Genomic DNA, 20,158 nt, shown 5'->3' on the forward strand with positions numbered 1-20,158 from the left:
GTTCGACGGGAAATTATCCCGCCGTGAGGTCTGCATACCCGGCGGCGTCCAGCATTTCGGCCAGTGCCGCGTCGAGGGCCGCCTCGTCGTCGACGCCGAGTTCCACCAGCCACCCCTGCCCGTAGGGCGCGGAGTTCACGAGTTCCGGGTTGCCGTCCAGATCAGCGTTGGCGGCAACGACTTTCGCCGTCAGCGGGGCGAAGATGTCGGAGACGCTCTTGGTGGACTCCACCTCGCCGAACGATTCGCCCGCCGTCACGTCCTCGTCGACCGCCGGAAGCTGGACGAAGACGACGTCGCCGAGCTGGGACTGCGCGAAGTCGGTGATGCCGACGCGCACCGTCGTGGGCCCCGTCCGCTCGACCCACTCGTGTTCGGCGGTGTACCGACGATCGGCGGGGATTTCGAGCTCACTCACAGTGGCTTCCTTTCGATGGCAATCCGCGGGCGGATGCAAAGATCAATTTCCGGGCTGAGCGTATTGGCGAGGTTTCGCCTCCCGCAAGGCGGAGATCGTGACCTGCTGCGATTGTTCGATCGTCAACTGTCCACCGCTGCGGGCGACCGTGTCGACCACCCCGCCGGGAATGTTCAGGGCCGCCGCCAGAGTCGGCGGATCACCGATGGCGACAACTCCGTAGGGGGCGTTCACCTTGCGGCCGTCCACCGACACGCCGCCTGCCGAGCCGGACACCCAGGAGTCGACGCCGATCCGGATGGGTGGGCCGTCGGCACCCTGGACCTGGATGGCTTCGGCGCCGGCGGCGCGGAGCTCCTGGACGAGGTCGAGCAGGACCTCGGATCCGACCCCCCTGTTGGGGTCGGTGATGCGCATCGTCACTCCGGGGCCGGTGGCCGGTGCGCTCCCGACCTGGATCGACAGGGCCGTCAGCCGGGCCTGCGCCTCGTCGAGCGCCGCCCCGGAACTGCCGCTCTGTTGCAAGGTTGCCAAGGTCTGTTCCAGCGATGCGATCTCCTGCCGCAGGGCCGCCTCCCGCTGATTCAGCGTGTCCAGGACGACCAGCAGATCCGCGGGGCTCGCCGAGTCGAGCGTGTCGCCGGACCCGGTGTTCTTCACCTGCGTCACGATCGCGATTCCCAGCCCGCCGAGAAGGAGCGCGGCCAGCAGCGCGAAGACGACGTGTGAGCGCCGCGACGTCGTGGGTTCGGTGCCGTGCAGTTCGTGTCTGCCCTCGTGCCCGCTCACGTCGCGATCACGCCCCGAACAGACGCCGCCGCAGCGCGGCCGCGTTGCCGAAGATGCGGATGCCGAGCACGACGACGATCGCGGTGGACAGCTGGGTCCCGACACCGAGTTGGTCACCGAGCCACACGATCAGCGCCGCCACGAGGACGTTGAACACGAACGAGACGACGAACACCTTCGAGTCGAAGATCTCGTCGAGGTATGCGCGCAACCCGCCGAACACCGCGTCGAGCGCGGCGACGACGGCGATGGGCAGGTAGGGCTGCACGGCATCGGGCACTTGCGGGCTGAACACCACTCCCAGCACGATTCCCACGATCAGGGCGAGCACCCCGTAGATCGCGGATCCGCCCTTCAGCGCTGCCTTCATTCGTGTGACGCCTCCATCCGACTCCGCCGTTGTCATCGTGTTCCTGCTTCCCGGGCTGCCCGCACTTCCCGCGCCGGGGCGGCGGGCAAGTGGAGATCGTCGGCCTCCGCGACCGCGAATCCGATGCCGTACAACTGCGCCACGCTGGACATCCGCAGGTAGGCGTCGCTCACCACGAATCCGGTCTGCATGGGTCCCTGCGGGCCGATGGCGGAGACCACGTACGGCGAGAACACCGGCTGGTTGTCCACGAGCATCGCGCCTCCCGCCTGCCGGATCGTCACCGACGGGCCGATCCGCACGTCGCCGACCGCGATGGCCTCGGCACCGCCCGCCCACAGCGAGTTGACCACCGACTGCAGGTCGCGATCGAGCACCACCGCCTTCCCCCCGACACTGCGCTGGGACGAGTCGGACAGGTTGGGCTTGGCCGCGGGGTCCGTGAGCGTCACGGTCAGTCCGGGACCGTGCACGGCCTCGACCCCGGCGTCCCCCTCGAGCCCCCGTAGCTCGTCGAGCAGCGCGGCACCGCGAGCGTCCCCGGCCAGCGCGGTGGCCCGGGCGTCGTCGGCCTGCGCCGACAACGTGTCCCGGGTAGCCGCGAGCGCACCGGCCCGGTCCTCCGCGTCCTGCACCTTGCTCAGCAGTTCGGAGCGCACCTGCTCGGTGCCCGGGATGCGTTCGGTGGCCTGCCGGTAGGCGACCGACAGCACCAGGCCCACGAGCAGTGCACCGATCGCGATCCACACCTGCCGGCCGACCCGTGTCTGCCGCGAATGCCCGTGCTCGCGATCCTCTGCCGCACCCTCGTAGCCGGGGTCCAGATGATCGTTCATCAGAGACTGCAGCAGGGACGGCACCGGATTCCTGCGAACGCCGGACTCGGTCCGCTTCATCAGCGGGCCTCGCGTTCGTCGCCGCCCGATCCTCGCGCGGGAACGGTGCGCGCGACGGTCACCGCGTTGACGGTGTAGAGCAGCCCGGTCCACACGTACAGCACCGTGCCCCAGACGAGGAGCGCGGCCGCGAGCGGCTGCGCCACCGTCGCGATGCTCCAGTCACCCTGCGCCGCGAGGGTCATCGGCAGCGCGAACATGAGCAGGAACGTGGCCCCCTTGCCGAGGTACATCACGTCGGGTGGTGGCAGTCCGCGCCGCCGGTAGATGAGCAGTGTCAGAGCGAGAACGGCGTCCCGGCCGATCAGGATCGCCGCCACCCACCACGGGATGAATCCGCGCACGACGAACGTCACCAGCGTCGTGACGACGTAGAGGCGATCGACGAACGGGTCGAGCAGCGCGCCCAGCTTCGACGACTGGTCGAGGATCCGGGCCAGCTTGCCGTCGAGCCAGTCGGTGAAGCCGCTGATCATGAGGATCGCGAGGGCCCAGCCATCGGAGTGGGTGACGAGCAGCAGGTACACGAAGAGCGGCACTCCGAGCAGGCGCACCACGCTCAGGAGATTCGGGACGGTCACGATCCGGTCCGACCGCGCAGTGTCCCGGTCCACCGAATTCACCAATATCTCCCCAGCGTCGAGTGCGGACCTGTTCTCGGGCGCTCGTCGCACCGCTCTCGCCACTCTTCCACAACCGGGACCGTGGCCCGTCGATCGTCCCCCGGAGAATCCATCGGCGCAGTTCAGGCCTTCTCACTCGCCCGCAGCGATGTGCGGTCGCGGCGGCGCCGGAACCCGGGCGACGGCGTCCGCGGTCAGACTTCCCAGGTACAGCCACCCGTCGTGCTCGCGCACACCGGTGACGGGTGCGTAGCTGCCCTTGCCGCCGCGCAGGCTGTGCACGATCCGGCCACGCTGATCGAGGGCGACCACCCAGCCCGCGTGCACCGGGTTCGGCTGGACGGCTTCGGGCAGGTTCGCCGCGACGATGCGCAGGGCAGGGTACGGCGCGAGCAGATCCAGCAGTCGCATCCGCGGGCTGTAGAGCGCCACCCAGAACAGCCCGTCGTGGGTCTGGGACGTCATGTTGTCCGGGATGCCGGGCAGATTCTCCGCCCACACGGACGTGCTGCCCTGCGACGGACCGGCCAGGTCGACGCGAGAGATCTGGTACGAGCCGGTCTCGGCGACGAGGACGAACGATTCGTCCGAGGCCAATCCCACGCCGTTGGCGAACTGCAGTCCCTCGGCGAGAAGGTCGGTCTCCCCTGTGCGCGGGTCGAGACGCAGCAGGCGACCGGTCCCCCGGTGTTCGAGAAGGTCGTACCGGTGGTCGGCGATCGTGAAGTGCGCGGACGAATCGGTGAAGTACACGGTGCCGTCGCGGCCGACCGCAGAGTTGTTGCACGCCACGAGTGGGCGCCCGACCGCGGTGTCGGCGAGCACGTCGATGCGCCCCTTCTCGTCCACCCTCAGCACGCCACGCTCGGCGTCGCAGATCAGGTACCGGCCGTCGTCGAGGACCTCGACCCCGAGGGGCCGCCCGCCCGTGTTCGCGAGTTCGGTGGCGTCACCGCGGCTGTCGAACCGCCAGATCCGGCCGTCGTTGCCGCCGGTGACCACCCGGCCGTCGTGATCGACGGCCACGTCCTCCGGTCCCTCTCCGGCGGGCAGGGCCCAGCGGTGCACACCGTCGAGGACTCCGTTGGGAGCGAGCACTCCCGTGAGCGGAGGTGGCGGCGGGGCGTGCCAGACGACGGGGTCGACCCCGGTGCGGTCGAGCTTGCGGGCGAGAGACTCGAAGAAGGTCACGGACTGTGAGATTAGTCGCGGAACCCGGTGGACGTGGCCGCCTACCGCCAGGCGAAGACGGGTTGGTCGAAACCGTCGATCCGGGTGTGCCGGTCGTGCAGCGCGACCTCCCGGAACTGGTACACGACCGCGCCCGTCGGGGCGTGCACGAGGTGACGCCGGAACGGCCACTGGATCACCGGCTTCGACGATTCGGGAATCTCCACGAATCGCGGCTCGGCATCGATCTCGGCGACGCCCACCGAGAACACTTCCGCCACTTCCTCGTGATTGGGGACCAGCGAGGCGATCGACTGCTCCGACCACACGACGAAGGGCGTGATGACGTATCCGGAGCGGGTGACGTAGTCGTCGAGTCTGCCGAGTACCGCGGACGGCCCCACGTCGAGGCCGAGTTCCTCGTGCAGTTCGCGCCGGGCGGCGTCCGCGCCGGTCTCCCCCGGATCCACCCCGCCACCGGGCAACGCGAACTGCCCCGGATGCGCGCGCATCTTGCTCGGTCGCCTGGTCAGCGGAACGGCCTGACCGTCCGCGCCGTCGTTCATCACGGCGATCACGACCGCCGCGGACCGCCGGTTCGTCGGGTCCACGATCCGAGGTTCGAATCGTGCCAGCGCGTCGGCGAGCCGTTCCCTGCTGAGTACGTGCCCATCCACCATCACCCGACAGTATCGCCACTCGCCGCGAAACCCACGTTCCGCTCCCCCGCGTTTCGAGGCCCGCGCGTCGAGTGCCCGCCGTCAGCCGAGCAATTGCTGCCTGATCTCGTTCTTGAGGACCTTCCCGAGTTTGGAACGAGGCAGATCGGGCCAGACCAGGATCTCCTTCGGGGTCTTGACGCTGCCGATGCGCGCCTTCACGAACGCCGTGAGCGCGTCGGCCTCGATCGGTGTTCCGGCCCGCGCCTGGACGACGGCGACGACGCGTTCGCCCCACTTCTCGTCGGGGAGCCCGATCACCCCGCAGTCCTGGATCCCCGGATACGCCATGAGCGCCTGTTCCACTTCGACGGAATAGACGTTGAATCCGCCGGTGATGATCATGTCCTTGGCACGGTCGACGATGTACAGGAAGTTGTCCTCGTCGAGGTATCCGATGTCGCCGGTGTGATGCCAGCCGTGTGCCGATGCCTCCTGCGTCGCAACGGGATTCTTGTAGTACCCCGCCATGACGAGTGAGCTGCGCACGACCACTTCGCCTCGTTCACCTGCCGGCAGCAGGATTCCCTGCCCGTCCATGATCGCCACCGTGACCAGCGGGGAGGGTCGGCCCGCGGAGCTCAACCGGGCGGTCGCCACCGAGCCGTCCTCGTGGAAGTGGTCTTTCGGCGCCATCGTCGCGATCATCATCGGTGCCTCGCTCTGCCCGAACAGCTGGGCCATCACCGGCCCGATCCGGGTCAGCGCCTCGCTCAGCCGCGTCGGCGAGATCGGCGCCGCGCCGTACCAGAAGCATTGCAGCGAACCGAGGTCCGTCGTCTCCAGGTCGGCGTGGTCGAGCAGCATGTAGATCAGGGTCGGTGGGAGGAAGGTGTGGGTGACGCGGTCCCGGTCGATGTGCGCGAGGAACTGCCCGAGATCGGGCGCGGGCATGATGACCACCTGCCCGCCGAGGGTGAGGATCGGAAAGCACAGGACACCCGCCGCGTGGGTCAACGGCGCGAGCGCGAGGTACACCGGTCTGCCGTCGAACGGGTAACTCATCAGGGTCAACGCGGACATCGTCTCGATGTTCCGGCCGGTGAGCATCACCCCCTTCGGGCGTCCCGTCGTCCCGCCGGTACCGACGATCAGCGCGAGGTCGTCGACGGGCTCGGCGTCGAGGCGTGCGGCACCCAGCCAGGTGTCGAAGGATTCGGCGTACGTCTCGTCGCCGTCGAGGCACACGAGCGTCGTGAGCAGCGGCAACTGCTCCCGGATCCGATCGACCAAGGGCGCGAACGCCTTCTGGAAGATCAGGCAGCGGCAGTCGAAGAGGTCGAGCAGGTCCCGATTCTCCGCCGCCTCGTTCCGGGGATTGATCGGGCACCACACCGCCCCCGCCCGGCTGATCCCGAACACGCAGGAGAACGCGGTCGGATCGTTGCCGGACAGGACGGCCACCTTGTCGCCCGCGGCGATCCCCGACCGTGCCAGCGCCGCGGCGACCCGCCGGCTGAGGTCCTGGACGTCCGCGTACGACAGCGTCCGCTCGCCCATCGTCAGGCACGGCGACGACGGTCCGAGCGAGGCGCCCTTGTCGAGGTAGTCGGTCAAGCGCATCGTGCGACCCTCCTGACGGTCGGCCGGACGATCAGTTCTGCACGGTGACGACCGGCTCCATCACGAGACCGAAACTGCGCAGAATCCCGAGGAGTTCGCGATGACCGAATGCTTGGCACGCCGACGCGAGACCGGTCTTCTTCGGCGGCTGCTGCAACAGGGAGTGCGCTGCGTACGCCTGCAGGAGACCCGTCTGCTTGTAGTTGCAGTTGCCGTGGATGACGCAGTGCGCACGACCGAGCGGTCCCGACGCGTACACGGAGTCGAGGGACGTGTTGACGCGCGGGTTCTCCCGCGGCGGCATCCCGGCCTGCACGGAACCGGCGATCTCCGCGAGCGCCGCGTCCTGCTCGTCCGCGGGGAGGGTCTTGATCTGCTCCTCGACCATCTTCTGCGTCGCGACGACGCCCTCCATGACGGAACGGTCGAACACGCCGCCCGCCGCCTTCACGTTGGCCACCCGCGGATCGTCCTTGAACCACACGGGATGGCAGGTCCCGCCCCAGGGCAGCGCGAGCGCCATCTGGTGCTGCCCCGGAACGACGACGTCGAATGTGGTACCGGGGTCCCACTTCGCATACCGGTTCTGCTCCAGGTAGTACCAGTCGGCCTTGAGGATCGTGAAGATCGTCTGCGTGGACGCGTAGGTGGGAAAACCCTTCCACAGCACCAGGATGTCGAGTGTGTCCAACCCCGGCGTCTCCAATGCGATGTTCGCGGCGATCTCGCCGGTCGTGTACATCTGGGCGACTCCGGGAGACAGCAGCAGACCCTTCTCGGCGAACTGGTCGCCGAACTTCGCCTGCACGTCCAGAACCCAGTCCTGCTCACCGGTCGTGTCGGTGTAGTGACATCCGGCGGCGAGGGCCGCCTCGACGACGACGGCACCGTACTTGATGAACGGACCTACCATGTTGCTGACCACCCGTGCCCCGCTGAACAGTTCGGTCAGCGCCGGGACGGTGTGCTCCACCTCGACCACGTCGTGGTCGACGGTGTCCAGGCCGGGAACGCGGTCCAGCACTTCCTGGATCCGCTTCTTGTCCCGTCCCGCGGCGACGAACGGAATGTTGAACTCGCGCAGGTATTCACACACGAGCCGTCCGGTGTAGCCGGAGACTCCGTAGACGATGACGGGTTTCTTGTCGGTCATGGCGTGCCTTTCGAAATGTGAGAGGTGTCCGGGGAGTTCGGCTACATGCCCATGCCACCGTCGACCGGCAGGCCGATTCCGGTGACGAAGCGGGCGGCGTCGGAGGCCAGGAAGACGACGGTGTCGGCGATGTCCGCGACCTCACCGAGCCGCCCGAGCGGGGTCAGGCCGATCACGTCGGCGACCGCGGCGTCGGCACTGGGCCACAGACCGAGCCTCTCCATGTCCGCGGCCAGCCCGAGTCCCATCTCCGTGGCGACCAGCCCGGGGTACACGCAGTTCACGCGGACGCCGTACCCCAGTTTTCCCGCCTCCTGAGCCGCGACCCGGGTCAGCCGGTCGACCGCCGACTTGGTGGCGGAATAGCCGGCGATGCCGGGGAACGGAATGGTCGCGGCCACCGACGAGACATTGACGATCGACCCTCCCGCACCCGCGGCGCCGCCGGGACGCATCGCACGCAGACCGTGCTTCAGGCCGAGCGCGACACCGAGGATGTTCACGTCGCACATCCGGCGGACGTCGGCGGGGTCGATGTCGACCACGAGTGACGAGATCTCGATGCCGGCGTTGTTGATCAGGAGGTCGAGTCCGCCGAGTTGCTCCACGGTGGCGGCGACGGCGCGCTCCCAGTTGCCGTCGTCGGTGACATCGAGGGTCACGAATCCGGTGTCGACGCCGGACTTCCCGAGGGAGTCGGCCGTTGCGCGTCCCTCCTCCTCGAGAACGTCGCCGATCACCACCGCCGCACCGGCGTCGGCGAGGGCAGCGGCCATTCCCGCCCCCAGCCCCTTCGCACCGCCGGTGACCAGCGCTTTTCGTCCTGCAAGATCACGCACGCTCATTCCGACCTGCCTTCGCACCGAGACGATTCGCGGAAACCACGTCGCGAGACACTGTTCGCATTGTGGTGTGAATCACAGCGTATTCAACTTTGGACGACTGTCAAGATTTCCCTTGACGACTGTCAAGATTTTGTTGCACAGTCGTCAAGGAGCGCGGGCTAGACTGATGCACACCGTGCTGAACTCCGCGAGCCGAACAGGAAGAATGCCGTGACACCCGTCGCCGAGAAGAACGCCGACCGGGTTTCGCGCCGCCAGGTCGACAAATTCGCCGAGCGCCGGGATCAACTCGCCGAGGCCGCGTTGCAGACCCTCTCGGAACTCGGCTACGCCCGCACCAGCCTTCGGGAGATCGCTCAGAACTCCGAGTTCTCCCACGGCGTTCTGCACTACTACTTCAGCGACAAGGTCGATCTGATCACGCACTGCGTCCGCCATTACAAGGCGCGCTGCGTCACGCGCTACGACGGCGTGGTCGCCACGGCGCAGACGTCCGACGAGTTGAAGGCGGGATTCGGCCGGGTACTCGTGGATTCGCTGCGCGGCGAGGCCTCGATGCATCGCCTCTGGTACGACCTCCGCTCGCAGTCGCTGTTCGAGGAGTCGTTCCGCGCAGACGTCGCCGCGATCGACAAGAGTCTCGAAAACATGATCTGGCGCATCGTTTCCCGATACGCGGAACTGGCAGGACGCACGATCACGATCGCCCCGCCCACCATGTACGCCGTGTTCGACGGGCTGTTCCAGCAGAGTCTCGCCGGGTATCTGTCGGGCGACGACTCGGCGGCGGACGCCCTCGCCGACAACGTCGATCAGGTACTGGCGCTCGTCATTCCGGCACGGTAGGGCGGGTCACTTCTCCGCGGCGACCTTGATCCGCTGGGCGAACGCGGGTGCGTCCTTGCGTGCCGCCCGCAGTGCGAGGGGCGCGATCAGTCTTCCGATTCCGTGCCCCTCCAGCACGTTGAAGATCGTCACCTTGGTGCCCGCGCCCGACGGTTCGAGATCGTAGCCGCCCTCTTTCGCGGTCACGGTGTTCGTCGATCGCTCCGCCCAGCGAATCCTCCGCGGCGCCTCGAATTCGGTGATCTCGAACTCCCGCTTCGTGGTCATTCCCGCATCCTTGACGGTGCTGACGAAGACGGTGCCGACTCCGGGCGGCCCGTCGGTCTTCTTCACGATCTCCTGGACCCGCGGACTGAACTCCCGGTCGTTGACCCCGGCGGCGAGGTACTCGAACACTTCCTCGATGGGGCGATCGATCACCACAGTGCCTTCGAACCGTCCAGCCATGCCAGCCTCCCGTTTCCGTGACCTGCCGGGTTCCGACAGTACTCGCGCCGAGGCCGGTGCGCGGTCACATCGCCGCCGGGCCGTCGGTCATAGAAGTGACGCCGCCGCCCGCACCATCGGCGAGACCGTCGGAGCGTTCGTGCTGATCGCCGCCGTCGCGACCTCGCGGTCCCGGTACGTGATGGCAACGAATTCCCCTGTGGCCGAGGCACTCACCTCCGGTTTTCAGCGAGTGTTACTGGCGAGCAGCATCTTCCTCGTCGCCGCAGCACTGATCGCGCTGCGCACCGGCAACACCCGCGGAGACTGCACGGCGCGAACGAAATGACCACGGCGGGCTCGTCAGTCGAGGTTCTCGACGACGAGCCCGGCGAGGCGGTCCCGGTCGGCGAGGATATCGATTTCCACGATCATCCCCTGCCGGACCGTGACGCCCAGGACGGACAGCAGTTGTCCGTCGGAGATCGCGACCACTCCGGCAGTCCCGTTGACGAGGGCCGGATTCGCGAACCGAGCCAACCGCGCAAACCCGAGAACCCGGCCCGCGACGGTCTCCGCGCCGCGCACCACCGGGGACGCACCGGCCGGGATTTCTCCGGTATCGGCCCGGAGCACCACATCCGGATCGAGCAGCGACAGAAGTGCGTCGAAGTCACCGCCCCTCGCGGCTGCCAGAAACGCGTCGACGACCGCACTCTGCCGGACCGGGTCGGTGTCGTCGGGAGCGGGCGCTCCCTGCAGTCGACGGCGTGCGCGGCCGGCCAGCGGGCGGCCGGCAACCGGGGATCGATCGCAGCCAGGATTCCTGCACCGCATCCTCGGCCTCGCTGAGCGATCCGAGCATCCGGTAGGCCACCGCCCGCAGGTGCTAATGCATCCAGTTTCCCCGGTTCCGCTGTCGGATATCGCCGTGGTTAACTGAAATGACGCTCACAGTCTCTGAAGGGCTGGACGGCATGTCGAAAGCTCAGCACGTCGGACGTCTGTTCCTCGTCTCGGTACTCGCGGCACTTGCCGTGTGCGGAGTGAGCGTCGCCGCGTCGGCGGCGCCCCCGGCCGTCACCGGGAAGATCCTCGCGCCGGCCCTCACCCCCGCGAGCGGTCAGGTCGTCGGCATCGCCCATCCGGTCGTCGTCCGGTTCACGTCCCCGGTTCCCGATCGCGCGCTCGCCGAGCGTGGTGTCCGGATCACCCCGTCGACGCCCGTACCCGGGCAGTTCTCCTGGATCGACGACCGCACCCTGCAATGGAACCCGGACCGCTTCTGGCCGGCGAACACCGCAGTGACCGTCGAGGCGGCGGGCGCGAGATCGCAGTTCCAGGTCGGTGACGCACTCGTCGCAGTCGCGAACACGACGACGCACCAGTTCACCGTGAGCATCAACGACCAGATCGTGCAGACGATGCCCGCGTCGATGGGCAAACCCGGATACGAGACACCACTCGGGACCTTCCCCGTCATCGAGCAGTTCCGCGACATGATCATGGACTCGTCGACGTACGGTGTCCCGATCGACGACGAGGAGGGCTACCGCCTCTACGTCGAATACGCCACCCGCATCACGTGGGGCGGGATCTTCGTGCACGCCGCACCGTGGTCGGTGGGTTCACAGGGCTTCGAGAACGTCAGCCACGGCTGCATCAACCTCAGCACCGAGAACGCGCGGTGGTTCTACGACAACGCCAAGATCGGCGACCCCGTCATCGTCACGTCGTGAGCCCCGGGCTCGAGACACAGAACGCACGGGTGCCGGAGACACAGAAAAGGCGGCTTCCCGTTTCCGGGAAACCGCCTTCGCCGATCATTGGTCGGGCTGACAGGATTTGAACCTGCGACCACTTGACCCCCAGTCAAGTGCGCTACCAAGCTGCGCCACAGCCCGTCCACACCCTCGTTCAGGTGCTCGATGAGATTACATCAGTGGCAGTCCGTAACGCTAATCGCCTGGTCAGAGCCCATTCTGTCGGATCAACGACTCCGTCGCTCACGCTTTTCGCGCACCCGCACCGAGATGCGGACGGGACTGCCGTCGAAATTGAACTCCTCACGCAGACGCCGCTCCAGGAACCGGCGGTACCCCGCCTCGAGGAACCCGGTCGTGAACAGCACGAACGTCGGGGGACGCGTTCCGGCCTGCGTGGCGAACATCACGCGCGGCAACCTGCCACCGCGCATCGGCGGCGGCGTCGCGGCGACGACTTCCTTGAGCCACGTGTTGAGCCGGCCCGTCGGAATGCGCTTGTCCCACGATTCCAGCGCCGTGTCGAGTGCGGGCACCAGCTTCTGCACCGCGCGTCCCGTCTGCGCCGAGATGTTCACGCGCTGCGCCCACGGCACCCGCACCAGATCCCGATCGACTTCACGGTCGAGCTGAAGCCGCCGGTCCTCGTCCACGAGATCCCACTTGTTGAACGCGATGACAAGGGCCCGGCCGGCGTCGGCGACCATGCTCAGCACACGCAGGTCCTGCTCGGAGATCGGCTCGGACGCGTCGATCAGCAGAATCGCGACCTCGGCCGCCTCGATGGCGCTCTTCGTCCGCAGCGACGCGTAGAACTCGGCACCGCTGGCGTGGCTGACCCGCTTGCGCAGACCGGCGGTGTCGACGAAACGCCACGGTCTGCCACCGAGTTCCACGATCGAGTCGACCGGATCGACTGTGGTGCCCGCGACGTTGTGGACCACCGAACGCTCGTCGCCCGACAGCTTGTTCAGCAGGCTCGACTTCCCGACGTTCGGCTTCCCGACCAGAGCCACACGCCGCGGTCCGCCGCCGGGGATGCCTTCCCGCGGGGTCTCCGGCAGGGCGGCGAGCACCTCGTCGAGGAGATCACCCGTACCGCGACCGTGCGTCGCGCTCACCGAGTGCGGCTGACCGAGCCCCAGCGACCACAGTGCGGCCACCTCGGATTCGGTGCGGCCGTCGTCCACCTTGTTGGCCACCAGCAGAACCGGCGTCTTGGACCGGCGCAGCACCTTGGCCACGGCCTCGTCGGTCGCGGTGGCGCCGACGACGGCGTCGACCACGAGGAGGATCGCGTCCGCGGTCTGCATCGCCAGCTCGGCCTGCCGGGCCACGGACTGCTGCAGGCCCTTGGCGTCGGGTTCCCAGCCGCCGGTGTCCTGCACCATGAAGCGGCGTCCGCTCCAGTTCGCCTCGTACGAGACCCGGTCCCGGGTCACACCCGGAATGTCCTCGACGACGGCCTCACGGCGGCCGATGATCCGGTTCACGAGCGTCGACTTACCGACGTTCGGGCGCCCGACCACGGCGAGGGTCGGAACCGGGACGTGGGCTTCCCCGTCGCCGCCGTCTTCGAGGTCGAGGACCTCCCAGTCGGATTCCTCACTCCAGGTGCCGTCGCCTGCGAACTCGGTGGTGAATTGTTCGGTCACTGCCCTACTCCACTTCTTTCGCTTACCACCAGCAGCAACCTGCCGATCACGTCGTCGATTCCGAGTTCGCTGGTGTCGACCAGCACGGAATCGTCGGCCGGCCGCAGCGGCGACACGGCGCGCGTGGAGTCGAGGTGGTCACGACGCTGCACATCGGCCAGCACGGCCGCGAAGTCGTCGCCTCGTCCTTCCGCGAGATTCTGCGCATTTCTGCGCTGCGCCCGGGCTTCTGCCGAGGCGGTCAGGTAGATCTTCACATCGGCATCGGGAAGCACGACGGTGCCGATGTCCCGGCCCTCGACGACGATCCGTCCGGCCTCGCAAGCAAGGCGACGCTGCGCCGCGACGAGCAGTTCACGCACCGCGGGAACGGCGGAGACGGCGGAGACGGCCTTGGTCACCGCGTCGCCGCGGATCTCCTCCCCCACGTCCTCGCCGTCGAGCAGAACCTGCTCGCCCGCCGGGTCGGTTCCGATCGACCAGGGCAAACCGACGGTCGCGTCGGCGATCGCGTCGGGGTCGGCGAGATCCACACCCTTCCGCAGCACATGCAGCGTCGCGATCCGGTACATGGCTCCGGTGTCGAGGTAGCGGGCGCCGAGCCGCCGCGCCAGCATCCGCGAGACGCTCGACTTCCCGGTTCCGGACGGGCCGTCCATCGCGACGATCAACGACGAGGTACTCACAGGCCCACCGCCCCGTAGAGTCCGCCGACCTCGCCTCGACCCAGAACGCGCAGCGTGCCGGGCCGCTGGTCGCCGAGCGCGACCGCGCCGATGTCCGTCCGGACGAGCCGGATGACGGGGTGTCCCACGGCGTCGAACAGGCGACGCACGATGTGCTTGCGGCCTTCGTGCAGTGTGACCCGGACGAGCGACTTGCCCTCGTTGATGTCGAGGAGCGTGAACGTGTCGACCTTCGCCGGTCCGTCGTCGAGTTCAACACCTTCCTTCAGCTTCTTGCCGACGCCGCGCTCGAGGGCACCCGACACGGTCGCCAGGTACGTCTTCGACACCTCGAACGACGGGTGCATCAGCCGATGCGCCAGGTCACCGTCGTTGGTGAGCAGCAGTAGTCCCTCGGTGTCGGCGTCGAGCCGACCGACGTGGAACAACCGCTGACCAGCGGCGACCCGTTCGGAGACGATGTCACCGACGCAAGGGCGACCCAGGTCGTCCGACATCGTCGACTGCCAGCCGCGGGGCTTGTTGAGTGCGAGGTGAACGAGGTCCTTCTGGACGACGACGCGGACACCGTCGACGCGGACGACCGCGTTCTCGGGGTCGATGCGCAGACCCTGTTCGATGACGATGCGGCCGTCGACCTCGACACGACCCTGCGAGATCAGTTCCTCGGCCGCACGACGCGACGCGACGCCGGCCTGAGCGAGAACCTTCTGCAGGCGCATACCGTCGCCCTGCGGCGGGCCGGCGGGCCGATCGGCGTCCGCGTACTGGTGCCGGGCGGGCTTGGCGTTGCTGATCTTGGGGGCCTGGGCCTGCGCGCGCTGCGGCTTGGCCGACTTGGGCTTGCCGCGCTTGTTCTTCGCGGCAGGGTCGGGCCTGCCGGGCTTGCCCTTCGTTGCGTCGGGCCGGCCTGATCGATGAGCGGCTTCGGCCCTGTCCGGACGCCCTCCGGTCTCCGACCTGGTGCGCCCTCCGGTCTCGGACCTGGTGGGGCGCTGCTTCTTGTTGTTGCGATCCGGTGTGCCATCTCGGCGAGCGGGTTTCTTCACTTTTGTACTATCCCTGTCAGTCTTCGGTGTCCAGCCCGGTGTCCAACTCTTCTGTGGAAGCCGTAGCTTTATTCATTCTCGCAAATCGTGGGTCAGATTCCAGACTGTCACTGATGTCATCTATCAGGTCCACATCCGGCAACAACGGAGCCAAGGCGGGAAGATCGGCCAGAGACGCCAAGCCGAGCCGTTCCAGAAAGAGTTCCGTCGTCGAATACTGCGTGGCGTTGGTATCGGGATCGACGCCGGCTTCGGCGATCAACCCGCGAGCGAGAAGTGTGCGCACCACACCATCCACGTTGACGCCGCGCACCGCACTGATCCGTGCGCGGGTCAACGGTTGACGGTATGCCACCACGGCCAGAGTTTCCAAAGCCGCCCTCGTCAGTTTGGAGCGGGCACCGTCGAGCAGGAGCCGTTCCACGTAGGGCGCGTACGCGGTGCGGGTGTAGAGACGCCAACCGTCACCGGCATATCGGAGGTCCATCCCGCTTCCGCGGGCGGTGAGCTCGGCGGACATGCGATTCAGCGTCTCCGTGATGCGATTCACAGAAGCGCCGGTCGCGGACGCGAGCTGCTCCGCACCGGCCGGAGAGTCGACGATCAGCAGCAACGACTCGAGAACAGCCGCGAGTTCGGTGTCCGACAGCTCGGGTTCCGTGTCGACGGCACCCTGATCGTCCGGCTCGTCGAACGGGGCCGAACTCATCCGTAATCCTCCTCGGTCACCGGGGCGTGTGTGTCTTCCCCGGTCCAGCTCACCAGCAGTTCCCCGAGCGGCTCGGGCTGTTCGAACAACACCGACTGCTCGCGGTACAGCTCGAGCAGCGCGAGGAATCTTGCCACGATCTCCACGGTGATCTCGCACTCGGAGACGAGGTCGCCGAAGCTCGCCCACTCCCCGGCGCCTCGCTCGCGGAGTAGTTCCAGCATCCGCGCCGCCTGTTCGGGGACCGACACGGCGTGCATGTCGTGCAGGTGGTCGAGTCCCACCGTGGGTTTCGGGCGGGGTGTGAACACGGTCGCGGCGATCTCCGCGAACCGCTGCGGGTCGACGCCGAGCAACACTTCCGGCAGCAACCGGGTGAACTGGTCCTCCAGCGCCGCCGACCGCGGGTACCGGCGCAGCGCGGCCGCCTCGAGCTCACCGAACAGTTGCGCCACCTGCTTGTACGCGCGGTACTGCAGCAGCCGGGCGAACAGCAGGTCGCGCGCCTCGAGGAGCGCGAGGTCCTCGGCGTCCTCCACCTGTCCCGCGGGGAGCAGACGCGCCGCCTTCAGGTCGAGCAGTGTCGCGGCGACGACGAGGAATTCGGTGGTCTGGTCGAGTCCCATCTCCGCACCGAGCGTGCGCATGTAGGCGATGAAGTCGTCCGTCACCTGGTGCAGCGCGACTTCCGTCACGTCCAGCTGTCGCTGGTTGATCAGGGTGAGGAGCAGATCGAACGGTCCCTCGAAGTTCCGCAGCGTCACCCGGAAGCCGGGCTTACCCGCGGGCGCCTGCGGATCCTCGCCGTGCGAACCCTCGGTCTGCGGTGGTGCCGGAATGTCCTGCGTATCCACCACTTACCGGCCGGACCGGTGAATGACCTCGCGTGCCAGCGCACGGTACGCCTCGGCGCCGGTCGACTTGGGCGCCCAGGTGGTGATCGGTTCCCCGGCGACGGACGTCTCGGGGAATCGCACCGTCCGGTTGATGACGGTGTCGTAGACGAGATCCCCGAACACCTCCACCACGCGGGCCATCACCTCGCGCGCGTGCAGAGTCCGCGCGTCGAACATCGTGACGACGATGCCGGCGAGTTCGAGCCGCGGGTTGAGCCGGTCGTGGACCTTCTCGACCGTGTCGTTGAGCAGCGCCAGGCCGCGCAAGCTGAAGTACTCGCACTCCATCGGGATGATGACCGAGTCCGCGCAGGCCAGCGCGTTGACCGTGAGCAGACCGAGGGACGGCTGGCAATCGATGAGGACGTAGTCGTAGCGGTCGAGCACGGGATGCAGCACGCGCCCGAGCGTCTGCTCGCGCCCCACCTCGGTGACGAGCTGGATCTCCGCCGCCGACAGGTCGATGTTGCTCGGCAGAAGGTCGAGCCCCTCGACGCGTGTCCGCATCAGTACGTCGTCGATCGACACGCGCGGTTCGACGAGCAGATTGTGAACGGTCAGTTCGAGGTCGTTGTGCGCGACGCCGAGGCCCGCGGACAGCGCCCCCTGGGGATCGAGGTCGACGAGCAGGACCCGTCGGCCGTATTCGGCCAGGGACGCACCCAGGTTGATCGTCGACGTCGTCTTTCCGACGCCACCCTTCTGGTTGCACATCGCGACGATCTTGGCCGGGCCGTGCGAGGGCAACGGGGCGGGTTCCGGCACCTCACGCGTCGGCCGTCCGGTGGGGCCGAGCTCCTCCTCCACGACCACGGCAGCGTCGTCGAGCAAGGCTGCGGTTTCGGTTTGCCGCACGTCGAACATGTCGCCCTCCGGTTGCGAGTGCTCTGACTCCGCCGCTGGCGGCTGCGGTGTCACCACGGTCCGATGATCCCCTGTTCTCTCGATGATCGCTGTCGATCCCACATCGTTATACGAACGCTACCGCCTCGTACCGTGAATTTTCCCGTCGACACGCTTTTCGCTGCCGCGCCCGGGGGTGCGCTCCCGCCCACACCTCGGGCAGCGCACCCACTGTCACCAGCGGATATATCTGGGTGGTCGTCCTGGCGGGCGATCACCGTGTCATGCCCGCGCGGCTTCGTCCCCGGCGGCCCGTGCGCGTTTCCGCTCGCTGAACCGCTCGGGGCGATCGACCCAGGGAGCGCTCACGTCGCGGAGTTCGCCGAGACCGCCCGGCCGGGACCGCGCGGCGGCGAGGGCCATCACTCCGGACGCGGCCGTGGCGTTGACGATGGTCCCGTTCAGCACCATCGACACCACCTCGTCGAACGGAATCCGCTCGATCTCGAGGTCGGCTTCCTCGTCCTCGGGGTCGGGCCGGTCCACCTCGTACAGATCCTCGGCGAGGAACACGCGCACCGACTCGTCCGTGAACCCCGGTGACAGAACGACATCCACGAGGACGGACCAGCGCCGAGCCGCGAGGCCGGTCTCTTCCGCCAGTTCGCGTCGCGCGGCGTCGGCGGGGTCCTCACCCGGTTCGTCCAGCAGACCCGCCGGGATCTCCCACAACCGGCGCCCCACCGGGTGCCGGTACTGGTGGATCAGGACGATACGGTCCTCGTCGTCGAGCACCACGACGGCGACGGCGCCGTGGTGCTCGACGACCTCACGTTCGGCGGTCCGGCCGTCCGGCATCGCGACGTGATCCACCCGCAACGCGAGGATCGCGCCGCTGTAGACGGCGCGCGAGTCGAGAGTCTCGAATTCGTGCCGGCCGATGTCGGGCATGGTCCGTCTCGCCCTATCCCGCGCTGTCGACCGACGCGACCTCGTCGCGGTCGGCGGACTCGGCGATCTCGTCGTCGGCGGCCGCGCGCTCCTCACCGTGCACGTCGACGGGAAGGCGCTCCTCGAGCTTGTGCCTCAGCGCCGCGTCGACGAACGCCGCGAACAGCGGATGCGGACGCGTCGGACGGCTCTTCAGCTCGGGGTGGGCCTGCGTCGCGACGAAGAACGGATGCTGGTCGGCCGGGTACTCGACGAACTCGACGAGGTGACCGTCGGGCGAGGTGCCGCTGAACCGGAGTCCGCTCTTGGCAATCCGGTCCCGGTATGCGTTGTTGACCTCGTAGCGGTGACGGTGCCGTTCGGACACCTCTTCGCTGCCGTACGCCCGGGCGACGACGGATCCCTTCGCCAGGACGGCCGGGTACGCGCCGAGACGCATCGTGCCGCCCAGGTCGGCCTCGCCGGCGATGACGTCTTCCTGATCGGCCATCGTGGAGATCACGGGGTGCGTGGTCTCGGGCTCGAACTCGGCGGAGTTGGCGTCGTCCAGACCCACGCTGCGCGCGGCTTCGATCACGACGCACTGCAGACCCAGGCACAGTCCCAGCAGGGGCGTCTTCCGGTGGCGGGCGTACCGGATCGCACCGAGCTTGCCCTCGATGCCGCGGATTCCGAAGCCACCGGGGATCAGCACGCCGTCGACGTCGCCGAGCGCGGCCTGCGCACCCGCCTCGGTCTCACACGCGTCGGACGGCACCCACGAGATCTCCACCTTCGAGCGGTTCGCGAACCCGCCCGCACGCAGCGCCTCGGTGACGGACAGGTACGCGTCCGGCAGGTCGACGTATTTTCCGACCAGGGCGATCCGCACGGTCTCGCGCGGCTGGTGGACGCGCTCGAGCAGGTTTCCCCACACGGTCCAGTCCACGTCGCGGAACGGCAGGCCCAGCTGACGAACGACATATGCGTCGAGGCCCTCGCTGTGCAGCACCTTCGGGATGTCGTAGATCGACGGCGCGTCGGGGGTCGAGATGCAACCGTCGACGTCGACGTCGCACATGAGCGCGATCTTGTTCTTCAGCGCCGGCGGAACCTCCCGGTCGCAGCGCAGGATCAGCGCGTCGGGCTGGATGCCGATGTTCCGCAGCGCGGCAACCGAATGCTGGGTGGGCTTGGTCTTGAGCTCCCCCGACGGCGCCAGGTACGGGACCAGGGAGACGTGGAGGAAGAAGACGTTGTCCCGGCCGACGTCGTGACGGACCTGACGGGCGGCCTCGAGGAACGGCTGCGACTCGATGTCGCCGACGGTGCCGCCGATCTCCGTGATGACGACGTCGGGGCGGTGTCCCTGCAGATCCGGCCCGCTCATCGCGAGGATGCGGCTCTTGATCTCGTCCGTGATGTGCGGAATGACCTGCACGGTGTCGCCGAGGTATTCGCCGCGCCGCTCCTTGGCGATGACCGTCGAATACACCTGGCCGGTGGTCACATTCGCCTGACCGGACAAGTCGCGGTCGAGGAAGCGCTCGTAGTGGCCGACGTCGAGGTCGGTCTCGGCGCCGTCCTCGGTGACGAAGACCTCACCGTGCTGGAAGGGGTTCATCGTGCCCGGATCGACATTGAGGTACGGATCCAGTTTCTGCATGGTCACGCGCATTCCCCGCGCGGTCAGCAACTGCCCGAGGCTCGAGGCTGTGAGGCCCTTGCCGAGTGAGGAGGCGACGCCGCCGCTCACGAAGATGTGCTTGGTGGCGGTACGCGAATGAGTGCGTGACTGTGGCAAAGGGG

At 67.8% G+C, this 20,158-nt stretch carries 24 protein-coding genes, 1 tRNA gene and 1 pseudogene; 3 read left to right on the forward strand and 23 right to left on the reverse strand.

Annotation, left to right across the window (positions count from 1 at the left end; translation table 11 throughout):
* Positions 1-13 precede the first annotated feature (13 nt).
* The 10 genes from gcvH to ROP_RS03105 all read right to left on the reverse strand — a co-directional run bounded on the left by gcvH (position 14) and on the right by ROP_RS03105 (position 8,546).
* Positions 14-418, reverse strand: coding sequence for a glycine cleavage system protein GcvH (gcvH, locus tag ROP_RS03060; RefSeq protein WP_012687893.1), 405 nt, complete (start codon positions 416-418; stop codon positions 14-16).
* Positions 419-460: 42 nt separating this feature from the next.
* Complete coding sequence (locus ROP_RS03065) at positions 461-1,207, reverse strand: DUF881 domain-containing protein (RefSeq protein ID WP_012687894.1); 747 nt, start codon at positions 1,205-1,207, stop codon at positions 461-463.
* 7 nt (positions 1,208-1,214) lie between these two features.
* Positions 1,215-1,577, reverse strand: coding sequence for a small basic family protein (locus ROP_RS03070; RefSeq protein WP_005264197.1), 363 nt, complete (start codon positions 1,575-1,577; stop codon positions 1,215-1,217).
* A 32-nt stretch (positions 1,578-1,609) separates the two neighbouring features.
* The gene (locus tag ROP_RS03075) at positions 1,610-2,473 is read right to left on the reverse strand and encodes a DUF881 domain-containing protein (RefSeq protein ID WP_012687895.1); all 864 of its coding nucleotides are present in this window, start codon (positions 2,471-2,473) and stop codon (positions 1,610-1,612) included.
* The gene (locus tag ROP_RS03080) at positions 2,473-3,096 is read right to left on the reverse strand and encodes a CDP-alcohol phosphatidyltransferase family protein (RefSeq protein ID WP_012687896.1); all 624 of its coding nucleotides are present in this window, start codon (positions 3,094-3,096) and stop codon (positions 2,473-2,475) included. The genes ROP_RS03075 and ROP_RS03080 overlap by 1 nt, the downstream gene beginning before the upstream one ends.
* Before the next feature lie 132 nt (positions 3,097-3,228).
* Positions 3,229-4,287 carry an SMP-30/gluconolactonase/LRE family protein gene (locus ROP_RS03085; protein WP_012687897.1) on the reverse strand — a complete coding sequence of 353 codons (1,059 nt, stop codon included), beginning with the start codon at positions 4,285-4,287 and terminating at the stop codon, positions 3,229-3,231.
* 41 nt (positions 4,288-4,328) lie between these two features.
* The gene (locus ROP_RS03090) at positions 4,329-4,946 is read right to left on the reverse strand and encodes an NUDIX hydrolase (protein ID WP_043826214.1); all 618 of its coding nucleotides are present in this window, start codon (positions 4,944-4,946) and stop codon (positions 4,329-4,331) included.
* Between the two features lie 81 nt (positions 4,947-5,027).
* Positions 5,028-6,548: an acyl-CoA synthetase gene (locus tag ROP_RS03095; protein ID WP_012687899.1), complete on the reverse strand. Its 1,521-nt coding sequence runs from the start codon at positions 6,546-6,548 to the stop codon at positions 5,028-5,030.
* Positions 6,549-6,579: 31 nt separating this feature from the next.
* A complete protein-coding gene (locus ROP_RS03100; RefSeq protein WP_012687900.1) occupies positions 6,580-7,701 on the reverse strand; it encodes a DUF5938 domain-containing protein in 1,122 nt (373 codons plus the stop codon).
* A gap of 41 nt (positions 7,702-7,742) precedes the next feature.
* Positions 7,743-8,546: an SDR family NAD(P)-dependent oxidoreductase gene (locus tag ROP_RS03105; RefSeq protein WP_043824141.1), complete on the reverse strand. Its 804-nt coding sequence runs from the start codon at positions 8,544-8,546 to the stop codon at positions 7,743-7,745.
* A gap of 210 nt (positions 8,547-8,756) precedes the next feature.
* Here ROP_RS03105 and ROP_RS03110 point away from each other — a divergent pair, with 210 nt between their 5' ends.
* Positions 8,757-9,392, forward strand: a complete 636-nt coding sequence (locus tag ROP_RS03110; RefSeq protein ID WP_012687902.1) for a TetR/AcrR family transcriptional regulator — start codon at positions 8,757-8,759, stop codon at positions 9,390-9,392.
* A 6-nt stretch (positions 9,393-9,398) separates the two neighbouring features.
* Here the strand turns inward: ROP_RS03110 and ROP_RS03115 are convergent, their stop codons facing one another.
* The gene (locus tag ROP_RS03115) at positions 9,399-9,839 is read right to left on the reverse strand and encodes an SRPBCC family protein (protein WP_012687903.1); all 441 of its coding nucleotides are present in this window, start codon (positions 9,837-9,839) and stop codon (positions 9,399-9,401) included.
* Here ROP_RS03115 and ROP_RS03120 point away from each other — a divergent pair.
* On the forward strand, positions 9,838-10,167 hold the full coding sequence (locus tag ROP_RS03120; protein WP_012687904.1) for a hypothetical protein: 330 nt from the start codon (positions 9,838-9,840) through the stop codon (positions 10,165-10,167). The two genes, ROP_RS03115 and ROP_RS03120, sit on opposite strands and share 2 nt — an antisense overlap.
* 14 nt (positions 10,168-10,181) lie before the next feature.
* Here the strand turns inward: ROP_RS03120 and ROP_RS45190 are convergent, their stop codons facing one another.
* Together ROP_RS45190 and ROP_RS45195 are read right to left on the reverse strand one after the other, a co-directional pair.
* A complete protein-coding gene (locus tag ROP_RS45190) occupies positions 10,182-10,454 on the reverse strand; it encodes a hypothetical protein (RefSeq protein ID WP_419789291.1) in 273 nt (90 codons plus the stop codon).
* A 37-nt stretch (positions 10,455-10,491) separates the two neighbouring features.
* A complete protein-coding gene (locus tag ROP_RS45195; RefSeq protein ID WP_419789292.1) occupies positions 10,492-10,683 on the reverse strand; it encodes a hypothetical protein in 192 nt (63 codons plus the stop codon).
* Between the two features lie 112 nt (positions 10,684-10,795).
* Between ROP_RS45195 and ROP_RS03130 the strand changes: the two genes are divergently transcribed.
* Positions 10,796-11,557 carry a L,D-transpeptidase gene (locus tag ROP_RS03130; RefSeq protein ID WP_012687906.1) on the forward strand — a complete coding sequence of 254 codons (762 nt, stop codon included), beginning with the start codon at positions 10,796-10,798 and terminating at the stop codon, positions 11,555-11,557.
* An 88-nt stretch (positions 11,558-11,645) separates the two neighbouring features.
* Here ROP_RS03130 and ROP_RS03135 read toward each other — a convergent pair.
* From ROP_RS03135 to ROP_RS03175, 10 genes and pseudogenes are all read right to left on the reverse strand, one after another.
* Positions 11,646-11,722: transfer RNA gene (locus ROP_RS03135), tRNA-Pro, on the reverse strand.
* An 86-nt stretch (positions 11,723-11,808) separates the two neighbouring features.
* On the reverse strand, positions 11,809-13,236 hold the full coding sequence (gene der / locus ROP_RS03140) for a ribosome biogenesis GTPase Der (RefSeq protein ID WP_012687907.1): 1,428 nt from the start codon (positions 13,234-13,236) through the stop codon (positions 11,809-11,811).
* Entirely contained in the window at positions 13,233-13,922 is a 690-nt protein-coding gene (cmk, locus tag ROP_RS03145) for a (d)CMP kinase (protein WP_012687908.1), read from the reverse strand. The genes der and cmk overlap by 4 nt, the downstream gene beginning before the upstream one ends.
* Positions 13,919-14,971 carry a pseudouridine synthase gene (locus ROP_RS03150; protein WP_012687909.1) on the reverse strand — a complete coding sequence of 351 codons (1,053 nt, stop codon included), beginning with the start codon at positions 14,969-14,971 and terminating at the stop codon, positions 13,919-13,921. Before ROP_RS03150 ends, cmk begins: the two co-directional genes overlap by 4 nt.
* A 16-nt stretch (positions 14,972-14,987) precedes the next feature.
* Positions 14,988-15,680 carry an SMC-Scp complex subunit ScpB gene (gene scpB / locus ROP_RS03155; protein WP_012687910.1) on the reverse strand — a complete coding sequence of 231 codons (693 nt, stop codon included), beginning with the start codon at positions 15,678-15,680 and terminating at the stop codon, positions 14,988-14,990.
* The gene (locus ROP_RS03160; RefSeq protein ID WP_012687911.1) at positions 15,677-16,537 is read right to left on the reverse strand and encodes a segregation and condensation protein A; all 861 of its coding nucleotides are present in this window, start codon (positions 16,535-16,537) and stop codon (positions 15,677-15,679) included. Before ROP_RS03160 ends, scpB begins: the two co-directional genes overlap by 4 nt.
* Positions 16,538-17,542 carry a ParA family protein gene (locus tag ROP_RS03165; RefSeq protein WP_012687912.1) on the reverse strand — a complete coding sequence of 335 codons (1,005 nt, stop codon included), beginning with the start codon at positions 17,540-17,542 and terminating at the stop codon, positions 16,538-16,540.
* A 4-nt stretch (positions 17,543-17,546) separates the two neighbouring features.
* A pseudogene (locus tag ROP_RS43995) lies at positions 17,547-17,681 on the reverse strand (hypothetical protein); the annotation flags it as partial.
* A 20-nt stretch (positions 17,682-17,701) separates the two neighbouring features.
* Positions 17,702-18,370, reverse strand: coding sequence for an NUDIX domain-containing protein (locus ROP_RS03170; RefSeq protein ID WP_012687913.1), 669 nt, complete (start codon positions 18,368-18,370; stop codon positions 17,702-17,704).
* A 13-nt stretch (positions 18,371-18,383) separates the two neighbouring features.
* Complete coding sequence (locus ROP_RS03175; protein ID WP_012687914.1) at positions 18,384-20,153, reverse strand: CTP synthase; 1,770 nt, start codon at positions 20,151-20,153, stop codon at positions 18,384-18,386.
* Positions 20,154-20,158 lie beyond the last annotated feature (5 nt).

The sequence above is a fragment of the Rhodococcus opacus B4 genome (assembly GCF_000010805.1).
In the GTDB taxonomy this organism is placed as follows: domain Bacteria; phylum Actinomycetota; class Actinomycetes; order Mycobacteriales; family Mycobacteriaceae; genus Rhodococcus_F; species Rhodococcus_F opacus_C.

Coding starts and splice junctions, on each gene's coding strand:
- ROP_RS03070 (WP_005264197.1), bottom strand. CDS start 1,577: ATGAAGGCAGCGCTGAAGGGCGGATCCGCGATCTACGGGGTGCTCGCC.
- ROP_RS03075 (WP_012687895.1), bottom strand. CDS start 2,473: ATGAAGCGGACCGAGTCCGGCGTTCGCAGGAATCCGGTGCCGTCCCTG.
- ROP_RS03090 (WP_043826214.1), bottom strand. CDS start 4,946: ATGGTGGATGGGCACGTACTCAGCAGGGAACGGCTCGCCGACGCGCTG.
- ROP_RS03095 (WP_012687899.1), bottom strand. CDS start 6,548: ATGCGCTTGACCGACTACCTCGACAAGGGCGCCTCGCTCGGACCGTCG.
- ROP_RS03100 (WP_012687900.1), bottom strand. CDS start 7,701: ATGACCGACAAGAAACCCGTCATCGTCTACGGAGTCTCCGGCTACACC.
- ROP_RS03105 (WP_043824141.1), bottom strand. CDS start 8,546: ATGAGCGTGCGTGATCTTGCAGGACGAAAAGCGCTGGTCACCGGCGGT.
- ROP_RS03120 (WP_012687904.1), top strand. CDS start 9,838: ATGCCAGCCTCCCGTTTCCGTGACCTGCCGGGTTCCGACAGTACTCGC.
- ROP_RS03115 (WP_012687903.1), bottom strand. CDS start 9,839: ATGGCTGGACGGTTCGAAGGCACTGTGGTGATCGATCGCCCCATCGAG.
- ROP_RS45195 (WP_419789292.1), bottom strand. CDS start 10,683: ATGCTCGGATCGCTCAGCGAGGCCGAGGATGCGGTGCAGGAATCCTGG.
- ROP_RS03130 (WP_012687906.1), top strand. CDS start 10,796: ATGTCGAAAGCTCAGCACGTCGGACGTCTGTTCCTCGTCTCGGTACTC.
- scpB (WP_012687910.1), bottom strand. CDS start 15,680: ATGAGTTCGGCCCCGTTCGACGAGCCGGACGATCAGGGTGCCGTCGAC.
- ROP_RS03170 (WP_012687913.1), bottom strand. CDS start 18,370: ATGCCCGACATCGGCCGGCACGAATTCGAGACTCTCGACTCGCGCGCC.